The sequence below is a fragment of the Duganella alba genome, assembly GCF_009674495.1.
GTDB lineage: Bacteria > Pseudomonadota > Gammaproteobacteria > Burkholderiales > Burkholderiaceae_D > Rugamonas > Rugamonas alba.
The window spans coordinates 1-13,894 of sequence record NZ_WKJN01000058.1; the positions used below are offsets into that span (position 1 = coordinate 1).

General features: G+C 64.7%; 13 protein-coding genes. 7 read left to right on the forward strand and 6 right to left on the reverse strand.

The features are described from left to right. Together GJ695_RS28440 and GJ695_RS28445 are read right to left on the reverse strand one after the other, a co-directional pair. Window positions 1-1,172 (reverse strand): hypothetical protein (locus tag GJ695_RS28440; protein WP_154370462.1); only part of this gene is annotated, 1,172 nt, incomplete at its 3' end. A 79-nt stretch (window positions 1,173-1,251) separates the two neighbouring features. Continuing rightward, on the reverse strand, window positions 1,252-2,130 hold the full coding sequence (locus tag GJ695_RS28445; RefSeq protein ID WP_154370463.1) for a sulfurtransferase: 879 nt from the start codon (window positions 2,128-2,130) through the stop codon (window positions 1,252-1,254). Between the two features lie 85 nt (window positions 2,131-2,215). Between GJ695_RS28445 and GJ695_RS28450 the strand changes: the two genes are divergently transcribed. The 3 genes from GJ695_RS28450 to dnaE all read left to right on the forward strand — a co-directional run bounded on the left by GJ695_RS28450 (window position 2,216) and on the right by dnaE (window position 6,344). Beyond that, the gene (locus GJ695_RS28450) at window positions 2,216-2,452 is read left to right on the forward strand and encodes a ParD-like family protein (protein ID WP_154370464.1); all 237 of its coding nucleotides are present in this window, start codon (window positions 2,216-2,218) and stop codon (window positions 2,450-2,452) included. Further along, the gene (locus tag GJ695_RS28455) at window positions 2,452-2,733 is read left to right on the forward strand and encodes a type II toxin-antitoxin system RelE/ParE family toxin (RefSeq protein ID WP_154370465.1); all 282 of its coding nucleotides are present in this window, start codon (window positions 2,452-2,454) and stop codon (window positions 2,731-2,733) included. Before GJ695_RS28450 ends, GJ695_RS28455 begins: the two co-directional genes overlap by 1 nt. Window positions 2,734-2,801: 68 nt before the next feature. Continuing rightward, the gene (gene dnaE, locus GJ695_RS28460) at window positions 2,802-6,344 is read left to right on the forward strand and encodes a DNA polymerase III subunit alpha (protein ID WP_154370466.1); all 3,543 of its coding nucleotides are present in this window, start codon (window positions 2,802-2,804) and stop codon (window positions 6,342-6,344) included. Window positions 6,345-6,465: 121 nt separating this feature from the next. Here dnaE and GJ695_RS28465 read toward each other — a convergent pair whose 3' ends face one another. Together GJ695_RS28465 and GJ695_RS28470 are read right to left on the reverse strand one after the other, a co-directional pair. Further along, a complete protein-coding gene (locus tag GJ695_RS28465; protein ID WP_154361376.1) occupies window positions 6,466-6,699 on the reverse strand; it encodes a DUF6139 family protein in 234 nt (77 codons plus the stop codon). A gap of 42 nt (window positions 6,700-6,741) precedes the next feature. After that, window positions 6,742-7,704: a VirK/YbjX family protein gene (locus tag GJ695_RS28470; protein WP_154370467.1), complete on the reverse strand. Its 963-nt coding sequence runs from the start codon at window positions 7,702-7,704 to the stop codon at window positions 6,742-6,744. Between the two features lie 232 nt (window positions 7,705-7,936). Here GJ695_RS28470 and GJ695_RS28475 point away from each other — a divergent pair, with 232 nt between their 5' ends. Beyond that, entirely contained in the window at window positions 7,937-9,553 is a 1,617-nt protein-coding gene (locus tag GJ695_RS28475) for a sensor histidine kinase (RefSeq protein ID WP_154370468.1), read from the forward strand. Continuing rightward, complete coding sequence (locus tag GJ695_RS28480; RefSeq protein WP_229260657.1) at window positions 9,540-10,154, forward strand: response regulator transcription factor; 615 nt, start codon at window positions 9,540-9,542, stop codon at window positions 10,152-10,154. Before GJ695_RS28475 ends, GJ695_RS28480 begins: the two co-directional genes overlap by 14 nt. A 71-nt stretch (window positions 10,155-10,225) precedes the next feature. Here GJ695_RS28480 and GJ695_RS28485 read toward each other — a convergent pair whose 3' ends face one another. Together GJ695_RS28485 and GJ695_RS28490 are read right to left on the reverse strand one after the other, a co-directional pair. Further along, entirely contained in the window at window positions 10,226-11,308 is a 1,083-nt protein-coding gene (locus GJ695_RS28485; RefSeq protein ID WP_154370469.1) for a glycosyltransferase family 2 protein, read from the reverse strand. Next, complete coding sequence (locus GJ695_RS28490) at window positions 11,305-12,117, reverse strand: glycosyltransferase family 2 protein (RefSeq protein WP_154370470.1); 813 nt, start codon at window positions 12,115-12,117, stop codon at window positions 11,305-11,307. The genes GJ695_RS28485 and GJ695_RS28490 overlap by 4 nt, the downstream gene beginning before the upstream one ends. Window positions 12,118-12,169: 52 nt before the next feature. Between GJ695_RS28490 and GJ695_RS28495 the strand changes: the two genes are divergently transcribed. Together GJ695_RS28495 and waaF are read left to right on the forward strand one after the other, a co-directional pair. Then, window positions 12,170-13,402 (forward strand): O-antigen ligase family protein, encoded by a 1,233-nt coding sequence (locus GJ695_RS28495; RefSeq protein WP_154370471.1) that lies wholly within the window; start codon window positions 12,170-12,172, stop codon window positions 13,400-13,402. A 50-nt stretch (window positions 13,403-13,452) separates the two neighbouring features. After that, a partial coding sequence (gene waaF, locus GJ695_RS28500) for a lipopolysaccharide heptosyltransferase II (protein WP_154370473.1) occupies window positions 13,453-13,894 on the forward strand: 442 nt, incomplete at its 3' end.

Here is a 13,894-nt window from a genome sequence, read left to right on the forward strand (position 1 = left end):
ACCGCTACCGCCAGCGCGGCGCCGTGCCACGGCGCCGCGCGCTGGCGGTAGCGGTGGTCAAGCAGGATCACCGCCATCATCACGGCCAGCGTCAGCGGGAAGGTGAAGTAGCGGTAGGCGCTCAGGTCGACGAAGCCGGCCGACAGCAGCGAGCCGAACACGTTGAGCGGCAGTCCGACCGCCAGCATGGCGGCGGCGGCGCCGTAGCGCCAGCCCAGCGTGCCGCCCAGCCGCGGCCAGCGCAGCGCCAGGCTGTCGCGGTCCGGCGCCAGTTCCAGCTGGCGCAGCAGGGCCGCGCCGAGGTAGAGCAGCAACAGCAGCAGCAGGATGGCCAGCGCCTGGGTCCAGTGGTTGTCCGGCGAGAAGGCGGCGCCGGTGGCCTGGAGGAACAGCTTGATCGCATTGGCGACCGTATCCGGCGATACCGAGCGATGACCCTCGGCCGGGTTATTCCGGATCAGCAGCGCGCCCAGCGCGGCGGCCAGGAGTTCGGCGGCAAACACCAGGCCGAGCAGGCGCCAGGCGCTGGCGCGGTGGCGCCGCGCCCAGTCCTGGCGGCGCGGCAGCGCCACCAGCGCCAGCGCCAGCAGCACCAGCAGCGGCGCGACAAAGCTCAGGACGAACAGCTTGGTCGAGACCTGGGCGGCGGCGATCAGCGCGATCAGCAGGGCGGCGCCGGCGCGGCTTGGCCGGTTCAGCTGGCGCAGCAGCAGTCCCACGCCCACCAGCCCGAGCAGCGTCGCGCCAAGGTGGTTGTTGGTGCTGTAAAAATACAGCCACATATTGGACCGGGCCGCCGCCAGGGTGACGAAGGCCAGCAGCAGCAGCAGCGTGGTCTGCGCCGCGCGGCTCAGTTGCGGATAGATCTGCCGTGCGCACCACAGTATGGCGCCGGCCAGCAGCAGGACCTGGGCGAACGAGACAAAGAAAATGCGGCTGGCGGCGTCCGGCAGCAGCGGATACGCCAGCAGGTACAGCAGCATGTCGGGCAGGAAGGCGGGCGCCTGGATGAACTTCCACTCGGCCCAGCGGCCGCCGTGCGCGAACAGGTCGGTGAACAGGGAATCGAGGAACAGCGAGTCGCTCTGCAGTTCGGTCTTGAAGCGCAACAGCGTGGCGGCGCCGGCGAGCAGCAGCCAGGCCGCCGCCAGTTTGATTTTTTCTATCGACATGTGGTGAAGGACGCGTCCGGTTGACTTTGCATAATTATAAAGCTTAATAAAGCGCAATAGTCACCGGCGCGGCCCGGCGTCAGTGCTTCCCGAAGCAGGCCGGGCAGGATTTTTCGTAGACGTATTCGGGCGCCAGCTGCTGGCGCGGCGTGACCACGGCGCGGCAGACGAAGCATTGCACGGTTTCGGTCGGTTCCAGCTTGGGATTGAGCGCGGTGCGGTAGTCGAACACGAAGCAGTCGCCGGTGTAGTGGGCGCCGCCGACTTCCTCGAAGTACTTGAGGATGCCGCCTTCGAGCTGGTAGACGTTGTCGTAGCCGATGTTCTGCATGTGGATCGCGGCTTTTTCGCAGCGGATGCCGCCGGTGCAGAAGGTGACCACGGTCTTCCCTTCAAAATCGTCCTTGTGCGCGGCGATCACTTCCGGGAACTCGGTGAACTTCTTGATGCGGTAGTCGACCGTGTTGTCGAAGGTGCCGACGTCCACCTCGAAATCGTTGCGGGTGTCGACCATGACCACCGGCTTGCCGTGGTCGTCGACGCCGTTGTCGAGCCAGCGTTTCAGCGTGTGCGCCTCGACGAACGGCGCGCGGCCTTCCTCGGGCTTGATCAGCGGCATGCGCATGGTGATGATTTCTTTTTTGATCTTGACCAGCATGCGCTTGTGCGACTGTTCGGCCGACAGGCTTTCCTTGACCTCGAGGTCGGCGAAGCGCGCGTCGCCGCGGACCCAGGTGAGGAATTCGTTGATGTGATCGCGCGGCCCGGACAGGAACATATTGATGCCCTCCGGCGTCAGCAGAATGGTGCCTTTCAGGCCCAGGCGGGTGCAGATGTCCTGGTACTGCGGGCGCATCGCCTCGGTGTCATCGAAGGTGACGAATTTGTAGGCAGCGATGTTGACGTGCGGAGCAGCGCCAGCATGCGCTTCAGCTTGTAAAGCAGTATTAGCTTGCATGATGGTGAGATCAAAAAGGGAAAGGCGACATTATACGCGTTCTGGTGCTAAGATTATTACCACAAATGTGGTAACGGAGGTTGCGATGGCGGGTAGTACATCCATTCGTATCAATCAGCAGCTGTATGAGCAGGCCAGGCAGGATGCGGCGATAGAGCATCGTTCCATCGCTGGGCAAATCGAGTTCTGGGCAAGGGTGGGGCGGGCCGCGCTGGATAATCCGGATTTACCCGTCGGCTTTATTGCTGAGTCCTTGGCTTCGCTGTCGGAGCCGCGCGAAGATGCGCAACCGTTTGTGCCGCGCAGTAGCCGGAGCAAATAATGTGGGCCGTCCGGCAGACCAGGCGATTTGCCAGGCAGTATAAAAAACTGCATGACAAGACCGCTGCCGATGTCGACATCGCCGTGGCGGCGGTGCAGGCAGATCCGCAAGTGGGGGAGCGCAAAAAAGGTGATCTGGCGGCACTTCATGTCCATAAATTCCGGAGTGGCGGACAGCTTTATCTGCTCGGTTATACCCTGGATGAGGGCATTCAGCTCATCTATTTAGAGGCAGTTGGCCCGCACGAGAATTTTTATCGGGATATCAAACGGTCTGGCTGAATCAGATTTATCGGTCTGGGCCGCTGCGCGGTAAAATAGGGGGTTATTGAACCAGCCTTGAGTCGCATATGAATATGGTAGCAAATGAACAAGCAGTAGCCGGCAGTGCCGTGGCGCCGGTGGGACCGTCTTTTGTCCATTTGCGGGTGCACTCGGAGTATTCGATTGTCGACGGACTGGTGCGTATCGACGACCTGGTCAAGCAGGCCGCCAAGGACCAGCAGGCGGCGCTGGCCGTCACCGACCTGGCCAATATGTTTGGCATGGTCAAGTTCTACAAATCCGCGCGCGGCAAGGGCATCAAGCCGGTGGTCGGCGTCGATGTCTGGATCACCAATGACGACAACCGCGACAAGCCGTCGCGCCTGATGCTGTTCGCGAAAAACCGCATGGGCTATCTGCAGCTGTGCGAACTGCTGTCGCAAGCCTGGCTGACCAACCAGTACAAGGGCCGCGCCGAGATCCGCACCGAGTGGCTGGCCGAGCTGACCTCCAAATCCTACGCGCTGCTGCCGAACGACAGCCCGGCCAACGGCCTGATCGCGCTGTCCGGCGCGCATTTCGGCGACATCGGCATGGCCATCGAAAACGGCAATCCGGCGCTGGCCGAGCAGAACGCGCAGAAATGGGCGGCGCTGTTCCCCGGCCATTTCTACATCGAGATCCAGCGCGGCGGCCAGGCCAACCAGGAAATGCAGGTGCGCCATTCGGTGGCGCTGGCGTCCAAGCTGGGCTTGCCGGTGGTGGCGACCCATCCGGTGCAGTTCATCAGCAAGGACGAGTACATCGCCCACGAGGCGCGCGTCTGTATCGCCGAGGGCGAGATGCTGGCCAACGCCAAGCGCGTCAAGCGCTTCAACGAGCAGATGCGCTTCCTGACGCAGGCCGAGATGGCCGAGCTGTTCCACGACCTGCCGGCCGCGCTGCAGAACTCGGTGGAAATCGCCAAGCGCTGCAATCTGACGCTGACCCTGGGCAAGCCGCAGCTGCCGAATTTCCCGACGCCGGGCATGACCATCGATGATTTCCTGCGCGCCGAAACCAAGAAAGGGCTCGAAGAGCGCCTGGAGCAGCTGTATCCGGACCCGGTCAAGCGCGAGGCCAACCGCCAGCGCTACGAGGAGCGCCTGGAGTTCGAGAACAACACCATCATCAACATGAAGTTCCCCGGCTACTTCCTGATCGTGGCCGAGTTCATCCAGTGGGGCAAGAACAACGACGTGCCGATCGGCCCCGGCCGCGGTTCGGGCGCGGGCTCGCTGGTGGCCTATGCGTTGAAGATTACCGATCTGGACCCGCTGAAGTACAACCTGCTGTTCGAGCGTTTCCTGAATCCGGAACGGGTGTCGATGCCCGACTTCGACATTGACTTCTGCCAGGAAAAGCGCGAGCTGGTGATCCAGCACGTGAAAGACCTGTACGGCCGCGACGCGGTGTCGCAGATCGCCACCTTCGGTACGATGGCGGCCAAGGGCGCGATCCGCGACGTCGGCCGCGTGATGGACTTCGGCTACAACTTCTGCGACGGCGTCTCCAAGCTGATTCCGTTCAAGCCGGGCAAGCCGGTATCGATCGCCGAGGCGATCGAGGAAGAGCCGATGCTCAAGGAGCGCCAGCAGAACGAGGAAGAAGTGGCGCAGCTGCTGGACCTGGCGCAACAGGTCGAAGGCATCACCCGTAACATCGGCATGCACGCCGGTGGCGTGCTGATCGCGCCGGGCAAGCTGACCGACTTCTGCCCGCTGTACACGCAGGGCGGTGACGGCGGCGTGGTGTCGCAGTACGACAAGGACGACGTCGAAGCGGTCGGCCTGGTGAAGTTCGACTTCCTGGGTCTGACGACCCTGACCATCCTCGACCGCGCGGTACGCTACATCAAGGCGCTCGATCCGCAGGAAAAAGACTTCGACCTGGCCAAGCTGCCGCTGAACGACCGTCCTTCGTATGACCTGCTGACCAAGGCGAAAACCGTCGCGGTGTTCCAGCTGGAGTCGCGCGGCATGCAGGGCATGCTGAAAGACGCCCGTCCCGACCGTTTCGAGGACATTATCGCGCTGGTGGCGCTGTACCGTCCGGGTCCGATGGACCTGATCCCGGACTTCTGCAAGCGCAAGCACGGCGAGAAGTTCGACTATCCCGATCCGCGCACCGAATCGATTCTGTCCGAAACCTACGGCATCATGGTGTATCAGGAGCAGGTGATGCAGATGGCGCAGATCGTCGGCGGCTATTCGCTGGGCGGCGCCGACATGCTGCGCCGCGCGATGGGCAAGAAAAAGGCCGAGGAGATGGCCGAGCACCGCGAGATCTTCCGCGCCGGCGCCGCCAAGGATGGCCTGAGCACGCAGAAGGCCGACGAGATCTTCGACTTGATGGAAAAGTTCGCGGGCTACGGCTTCAACAAATCGCACGCGGCCGCGTATGCGCTGCTGTCGTACCACACGGCCTACCTGAAGGCGCACCATCCGGCCGCGTTCATGGCAGCCAATATGTCGCTGGCGATGGAGGACACCGAAAAGGTCAAGATCCTGGTCGAGGATTCGATCGACATCTGCGGCCTGACCATCCTGCCGCCGGACATCAACAAGTCCGATTTCCGCTTCATGCCGGATGGCCCGCCGCCATCGGTCACGGGCAAGAAGGTCACGCAGATCCGCTACGGCCTGGGCGCCTGCAAGGGCGCCGGCCAGAACGCGATCGAGGCGATCATCGCCGCGCGCAATGCCGACGGTCCGTTCACCAGCCTGTTCGATTTCTGCAAGCGCGTCGACAAGAAGCAGATCAACCGCCGTACGATCGAATCGCTGATCCGCGCCGGCGCCTTCGACGGCTTCGGCGTCGACCGCGCCGTGCTGCTGGCCTCGGTCAGCTTCGCCATGGAATACGCCGACCAGCAGGCCAAGTCGGCCAACCAGGTCAGCCTGTTTGGCGGCGATGACAGCGACCTGGAACCGCCGCCGGATTACGTCAAGGCCACGCCGTTCACCGACCGCCAGAAGCTGGCCGAGGAAAAGATGGCGCTGGGCTTCTACCTGTCCGGCCACATGTTCGATTCGTTCGCGCCGGAAGCGCGCCGCTTCGCCCGCACCAAGCTGGCCGACCTGGAGCCATCGCGCGATCCGCGCATGCTGTGCGGCGTCATTACCGGCATCCGGCCGCAGATGACCCAGCGCGGCAAGCTGCTGATCGTGACCTTGGACGACAAGAGCGCGGTGGTCGAGGTGACCGTGTATGCCGAGGTGTTCGAGGAACACAAGCACATGTTCAAGGAAGATGAATTCCTGGCGGTGATCGGCAAGGTGTCGGAGGACCGCTTCAACGGCGGCCTGCGGATATCGGCCGAGAAGGTGTTCGACATCATCAGCTCGCGCGTCAAGCACGGCAAGCAGCTGGCGATGGCGTTGCCGACCACGGTGGATGCGAAGAAGGTGGCGGAAGTGCTGGCGCCGCATCGCCAGGCGGATGGCTTGCCGGTATCGGCGCGGATTACGCCGCAGGGCGTGAGTTGCGTGCTGCAGCTGGGGGAAGGGTGGCGGGTTGCGCCGTCGGACGAGTTGCAGCTGGCGCTGCAACAGGTGCTGGGCGCCAAGGAAGTCGCCGTCGAATATTAGAACCCCGGACGGAAGGAGCCGACTGCGGAGGCGGTTAGTACCCCGGACAGAAGGGTCTGACCCCGTACGGGGTCAGACCCTGACGCCAACGGTGTGCGGGTTGCAGCGGTGCCGCGAGCAGTTACAGCTGCTGGCTCACGCCAGTAATCGCATACCCCTTGGCCCCGATCTGGGTCAGGGTCTGCTCGATGTGGTATTTGGGAAGCGCATCATGGTCGTCATCGACTTCCACGCGCTGGGCTTCGGGGTGCCAGTCGGTGCTGGTCGCCTCCTCGGGGATGGGTTTGCCTTCCGGCACAGCCAGATAACTATGTTTGCCCTGTGCTTCATCTCGGCAATAAATATCCACACGCATGGTATTCCTCCTCGAACGAAAAACCCATGGTAACGGATTTTGTCATGCCAGGGCGTACTGCTCCTCTTGCTCTGCCATAGGGATGAAGCTTGGCGCCGCCAGCACCGGCACCGCCTCGATGCGCGGCGCGTGCAGGCTGACCGCCATCGCCTGTGCCAGCTCGCACAGGGTCTCGTGCCGCTTGCGCGCTTCCGAGCGCTTCTTGGAGGCGATCGCCGCCAGGTCCGGCGCGCAGATCGCTTCGCTGGCCAGCGCATAATCGCCATTGGCCAGCGGCACCGCGCCCAGTTCCTGCCACAGCGCATCGTAATCCGCATGCACCTTGCCCTGGCGGGTGGCGCCGCACACCGCGCGGTTGGCGTTGCCGACCAGGCGCAGCGCGACGCAATCGTGGTCGAAGGCGATCTGGCCCAGCAGTTTCACCATCAGATTCTTCGGACGCAGGCCGTGCAGCTCGCGCGTGGCGTCCTTGATCAGTTGCAGGCCGCGCTCGCCCTTCGGACCCTGCATGCAGCCGATGCCCAGCACCATGCCGCGCTCGCTCTGGAAGAAGGAAAACGCGGCGCTGTACACCAGGTCGCCATCCTGCACCAGTTGCAGCACCAGCTCGCCTTCGCGCTCCATCGGCTCGATGGCGCGCAGTTGCAGCTGGTAGGGCAGGCCGCTCTTGCCGTCCACCGAGGCCAGCACCACCGCGGCGCGCGCCGCCTGCACCGTCAGCGGGCCCATGCCGTGGCGGAAGATGTGGCGGTAGTGGCTGCGCAGCAGGTCGAGGCGCTGGGCGGCGTCCATGGTGTTGCTCAGGTAGGGGCGGTAAATCTTGTAGATCAGGCGCGGCTTGGTCTTGACCAGTTCGGCGAACATCGGGTGGGAGTTCAGCAGTTCCATCCAGCCGAAGGTGGCGTGGCGGTGCAGCCGGGCGCGCAGCGACAGTTTGAGCGTTTCGCGCAACTGCTTGAGGCCGGTGAAGCCGGCGGCGCCGGAGCGGATGGTGATGGACTGCATCGTGAACTTTCCAAAAATAGCCTGATGGCAAGTCGCGATGGTAGTTGTCTTGTAACGCAATGTAAATTCGGGTAAAGATCTACGCATTTCCCTTAATATCTGCACCTTGAATAACCGAGCTGTTGTATAGATGCGATGCAGCGGTGATAAGGGTTGCCCCTAGTTGCAAAAAACAAGAACAAGATGACTAGCGGCAATGCATAATGATACATTGCGATACAAAACGGCCCGTATGACCGCCCCACCACTGTCCCGTTACCTGGCATTTCCTGCGTTCATCGCTTTGTACCTGCTGTTTGACTGGGCAACGTACATCGATCCGCTGTACGGCTTGAACATCACCCCGTGGAATCCGGACCCGGCGCTGGGGCTGGTGTGCTGGCTGCTGATCGGCTGGCGCACGGCGCTGCCGTGGTTTATCGCGCTGGTGCTGGGGGAATGGCTGGTGCGCGGCATGCCGGCCGGACTGTGGCTGACCCTGCTGTTGTCGCTGTGGCTGATTATCGGTTACGGCCTGCTGGGGGCGGCGCTGAAGCGCACCTTTGGCGGCGGCGGCGTGTTCGACAGCCGCCACCGGCTGTTCCAGTGGGTGCTGATCGTGGTGCTCGGTACGCTGCTCAACGATGTGGTGTACATGTCGCTGCTATCCTTGGCCGGGCTGATCCCGCCGGGCGAATGGGTGGCGGTGGTGCTGCGCTTCGGCATCGGCGACATGGTGGGCGTGCTGGTGTCGATGCCGCTGATCTGGATGCTGTCCAGCGCGCAGGGCCGGCAGCGCCTGCGCGACACGGTGTGGAAGCTGGAAACGCTGGGCTACCTGGCGCTGGCGATTTGCGTGCTGTACCTGGTGTTCGGCACCATCGAGACCTCGGAGTTCAAGCATTTCTACTTCCTGTTCCTGCCGGTGATCTGGGCGGCGTCGCGCCAGGGCCTGTACGGCACCGCGTTGATGGTGTTTGTGCTGCAACTGGGCATCGGCGGCCTGGTCAAGTGGAACAACGCGGTCAACATCGAGGTGCCGGAACTGCAGATGCTCGACGCCATGCTGGCGCTGGTCGGTTTTTCGCTGGGCATCGTGGTCGACGAGCTGCGCCAGGTGTCGAACGACTTGAAACAGTCGCTGCGGCTGGCGGCGGCCGGCGAGATGGCGGCCGCGCTGGCGCACGAGCTGAACCAGCCGTTGACGGCGCTCAGCGCCTACGGCAAGGCCTGCGAATTCCTGGTCGAGCGCGGCGAGGGCGGCGACATGCTGAAGAGCGCGGTGCAGCGCATGATCGCCGAATCGGCGCGGGCGGCGGAAGTGGTGCGGCGGCTGCGCGATTTCTTCCGCACCGGCGCCATGAAGCTGGAACCGGTCGACGCCGGCCACCTGGTGTCGTCGGTCAGCCAGCAGTTTTTTACCCAGTTGCGCCAGCACGGCGTGCTGTTGCAGGTCGAGGACATGCCGCCGCTGGCGATGCTGGCCGACCGCCTGCAGATCGAACTGGTGCTGCGCAACCTGCTGGCCAACGCGCTGGACGCGGTGCAGGAGCGGCCCGAGGGCGGGCGCCGCATCACCGTCTCGGCCCAGCAGCTCGACAGCAAGCGGCTGGGCAAGGGCAGCTGCCTGCAGCTGACGGTCGAGGACAGTGGCAAGGGCGTGTCGGAAGCCTTGCTGGCGCGTTTGTTTGAACCGTTTGTATCGTCCAAGGCCACCGGCCTTGGATTGGGCCTGGTGCTGAGCCGGGCGATTATGGAAGCGCACGGCGGCTCGCTCTGGGCCGAGGTGGGCGATCACGGCATATTCAGGATGGCGCTGCCGCTGGCGCGCCCCGCAGTCGAAGAGCAGGAGAACTATGTTGCAGCATGATTTAACCGTATTCATCGTCGATGACGACCCTTCCGTGCGCGACGCGCTGGGCCTGCTGCTGGGGGTGCGCGGCTATCGCACCGCCGTGTTCGGCAGCGCCGAAGCCTTCCTGCAGGGCTGGCAGCCGGCCTGGAGCGGCTGCCTGCTGATCGACATCCGCATGTCGGGCATGGATGGGCTGAGCCTGCAACTGGAACTGATCCGGCGCGGCTGCGCCATGCCGGTGATCATCATGAGCGGCCATGGCGACGTCAGCACGGCGCGCGCGGCGTTCAAGGCCGACGCCGTGGACTTCCTGGAAAAGCCGTTCGACGACGCCAAGCTGATCGGCGCGATCGACGAGGCGCTGTCGCGCGCGCGCGCCAACCAGAACGTGTTGCAGCGCCGCAGCCGCAGCGCCAGCCTGCTGAGCGAGCTGACGCCGCGCGAGCGCGAGGTGATGCAGCTGGTGGTGGTGGGGCGGCACAACCGCGACATCGGCCCGGCGCTGGGCATCAGCGTGCGCACGGTGGAAGTCCACAAGGCGCGCCTGATGAGCAAGCTGGGCGTGGACAACGTGGCCGACCTGGTCCGCATCAGCATGCTCGACCAGCAAGACTAAAAACCGGGGTCAGTGCCGACATTCGGACATTTCGCGTGCGAAATGTCCGAATGTCGGCACTGACCCCGGTTTTAGCGGCGCGGCAGCACGCGCGTCTGGCGCAGGCGCCGCCACAGTTTGAATTTGCGCACCAGGCTGTGGCGCACGTGGAACCAGCGGTTGCCGTCGAGGATGTGCTGCACCTGCAGCGCGGTGCGGGCGTCGCGCAGGTTGCGCGCCATCCCGGACAGCACCTGCTGCGGCGGCGAAAACAGGCTGGACAGGAAGATGCCGTGCACCTTCTTCCGCACCAGCGTGCCGGCCGCCGTCGGCAGCTGGTAGGTATTCTTGATCGTGCTCAGGTAGAAGTGGCACACCGCCACGTCGAACCGCGCCTGCACCGCCGCGCTGACTCCGGCGCGCTCGAAGTGCGGCTTGACCGCCGCCAGCGCCGACACAAAATCCACGCACCACTTTTCGCTGACCGCGCGGGTGATGCTGACCGGATGCTGGCGGTAGGCCAGCAGCACGTGCGGCAAATACACCAGGCTGCGGCAGCGCTGCAGCAGCAGCGGCACCACCGCCACATCCTCGAACAGCCGCTGCGACGGGAACACCGGCATCGCGGCCTGGGTATAAATCTCGCGCTTGAACACCTTGCACCATACGTACATGTGGCGGTCGTTGAAGAACGCCGTCAGGATCGCGTCCTGGCAGGTGATCGGCTGCTCCGGCGCGTAGCTCATGAAGACGTCGCGGTCCTTGTCCGGCGCATGCGGATGCCACATGCGCAGCGCCGTGGCGATCACGTCCGGCTGGTGGCGCGCGATGGCCCGTTCCAGCACCTCCAGCGACTGCGGCAGCAGGCGGTCGTCGCTGTCCACAAACAGGATGTAGTCGCCGCGCGCCGCCAGCAGGGCGCGGTTGCGGGCGTCGGCGATGCCGCTGTTGGCCTGCTCGATCAGCGTGACGGCCAGGCGCGGCCAGGCCGCGGCCACGGCGCGCACGCGCGCCACGGTCTGGTCGCTGGAGCCGTCGTCCACCACGATCAGCTCATGGCGGCCGTCCATCTGGGCCACGATGTGTTCCAGGCAATCGGTGATGTAGCGGTCGACGTTGTAGGCGGGGACCAGGATGCTCAGCAGCGGAACGCTGTCGGGCGCGGCGGCTTTCATGCCCGCAGCCCCTTGACGGCCAGCACCGTGTGGTCGGCGTGGCGTTGCAGCACGGTGGCGCGGTTGCTGGTTTCCTGGTCGCGGGCGTTTTCCTTGTGCCACAGGTGGAACACCTCGGTGGCGTAGGCGCCGTCCTTGCGCATCACGCCGGCGTTGAACAGGCGCAGCACCAGGTCGGAATCCTCGTGGCCCCAGCCGAGGAAGCTTTCGTCGAAGCCGTTCACCAAGTCGAGGTCGCTACGCCAGACGGCCAGGTTGCAGCTCTTGATGCGGCGCCAGGTGAAGCGGCGGCTGGTGCGGCCCACGTCCGGCAAGGTCAGCAGCAGCGGCAGCACCTTGTTGAGGGCGCCGCTGCGGCGCCACGCCAGTTTTTGCCCGGCGTCCAGCGCCTGCAGGTCCAGGTGCTGGCCCAGCACGCGCGCGGTGGCCGCCTCGTCGAGCAGGATGCGGCTGCCCTGCACCAGGTGGCCCGCTTGCGCCAGCTTGCGGTGCTGGCTGATAAAATTCCGCTGCGGCACGCAGTCGCCGTCGAGGAAGATGATGTAATCGCCTTGGGCGTCCAGGGTGCCGAGATTGCGCGCGCGGGCGGCGCGGAAGCCCAGGTCTTCCTGCCACACGTGGCGCAACGGCACCGGCGCGCGCGCCTGCAGCGCCGCCACCGCCTGTTGCGTGTTGTGGCCGGAGCCGTCATCAGCGATAATGATTTCGAAGCCCGGATCGTCCTGGGCGAAGCATGCCTCGATCACGGCAGTGAGCGCGTCCGGCCGGTTATACGTGGTGACGACGACGGAAATGAGGGCAGGTGACATGGTTGGCAACTTGCTGTAACGGATTGCTTATTTGCAATAAATGATAATATGAATGAATAATACCTCAGCCCAGTCCCCTGCCAGCACTGTCTTTATCCACAGCCTGATCTTCCTGTTTCCATTCCTGTTGCTGATCACCCGTTTCGGGGTCGGCCTGTGCAGTTTTGCCTTCCTGCTGGCGGCAATCGTGTACCGCCGCCAGGGCTGGCCGGTGCTGATGCGCCATCTTACTGAGATTCGCGGCGTATTGATAGCGTTCGGCGCGCTGCTGCTGCTGGCCATGGTGGGCGCCGCCGTCAGCAGCGACGGCCGCCTGCGCGACCTGGAAAAACCGCTGCGCATGCTGGCCGCCGCCACCGTGATGCTGACCGTGCTGGCCTGCCGCCCGCGCCGCAAGGCGCTGTGGTGGGGCCTGATCGGCGGCGCCGCCGTCGGCGCCGCCTTCATCGCCTACCAGCGCTGGGGTATCGGCCTCGACCGTCCCGGCGGCCTGATCAATTCCATCACCTTTGGCGACATCATGCTGTGCATGGGCCTGATGTGCCTGGCCGGCACGCTGGACTTCGCCGGCCGCAGCGCCGTCTGGCCCGGCCTCGGCGCGCTGGCCGGCCTGGCCGGCTCGGTGGCCACCGGCACCCGCGGCGGCTGGGTGGCGATTGTCTTTTCGGCACTGTTGCTGGGGCGCTACGGCCACGTGCTGCGCGGCCGCTGGCGCAAGGTGCTGGCGCTGCTGGCGCTGGCGTTGTTGGTGAGTACCTACTTCATTCCGCAGACCGGCGCCCGCGAGCGCATCGACGAAGGCTTCAGCGATGTGCACCAGTATTTCAACGGCGGCCCGACGTACACCAGCATCGGCATCCGCTTCGAGCTGTGGCGCAGCGCGCTGAAGCTGATCGAGCGCCATCCGCTGCTCGGCGCCAGCGCCTCCACCGTCAAGGCCGAGATGGTGGAACTGATCCATACCGGCCAGGTACACCCCTATGTGCTGCAGTTCGAGCATTTTCATAACGACATCCTGCAGGCGCTGGTGTTCGGCGGCGTGCTCGGTCTGATCGTCTGGGGCGCCACGCTGGCGGCGCCGTTCGTGTTCTTCCTGCACCAGGTGGAACGCGGCGGCGGCGGACGCAATGCGCCGGCGCTGGCCGGCATGCTGCTGGTGCTCAGTTACTTCAGCTTCGGCCTGACGGAAGTGATCTTCTGGTCGGTGCGCAGCTGCATGTTCTACGCGATGATGCTGTTCCTGCTGGCGGGACTGTGCCTGAACGCTAAAGAGGAAACCCAGTGAGCCAATTGCGGACCCTGATCATCTCCCCCAACTGGATCGGCGACGCCGTGATGGCGCAGCCGCTGCTGCAGCTGCTGCGCGCGGCCCATCCGGAACGGCCGATCGACGTGCTGGCGCCGCCGGCGGTGTCGCCGGTGTGGCGCCAGGCGGCCGAGGTGGACGAGGTGCTGGAAACGCCGTTCCGGCACGGCGCGCTGCAGCTCAAGCAGCGCTGGAAGTTCGCCCGCATGCTGCGCCAGCGCGGCTACGCCGACGCCTACGTGCTGCCCAACACCATCAAGTACGCGCTGATCCCGTGGCTGGCCGGGATCAGGAAACGCGTCGGCTACAAGGGCGAAAGCCGCTACGGCATGATCAACCTGATGCACCACGACGAGGTGCCGCCACGGCCGATGGTGCCGTTCTACGCCGCCCTGGCCCGGCCGCCGGTGACGGTGCAGGGACAGGGCCTGCGCGCGGCGCTGCCGCGGCCGCGGCTGGCGGCCAGCGCGG